General features: G+C 72.1%; 1 protein-coding gene. It reads left to right on the top strand.

What is annotated here, in order from left to right; translation table 11 throughout:
- Positions 1–251 (top strand): prolyl oligopeptidase family serine peptidase (locus DSP71_RS15070; protein WP_147251331.1); only part of this gene is annotated, 251 nt, incomplete at both ends.

Below are 251 nucleotides of genomic sequence, written 5' to 3'. Positions count from 1 at the left end.
CCCGCCGGCGAACCCGCACGCGACGGCTCCCGATCACGAGCTCCCGCCCTACATCGTCCTCGTGCACGGGGGGCCGACGGCGCACGTCACCGGGGCGGCGTCCGAGGCGATCGCGTTCTACACGAGCCGCGGCATCGGCGTGCTCGACGTGAACTACGGAGGTTCCACGGGGTACGGCCGCTCGTACCGTGAACGTCTCGACGGCCAGTGGGGCATCGTCGATGTCGACGACGTGATCGCCGCGGCCCGCG

This window comes from Microbacterium sp. H6, assembly GCF_003314775.1.
In the GTDB taxonomy this organism is placed as follows: domain Bacteria; phylum Actinomycetota; class Actinomycetes; order Actinomycetales; family Microbacteriaceae; genus Microbacterium; species Microbacterium oxydans.
This window is presented reverse-complemented; position numbering and strand designations above follow the sequence as displayed.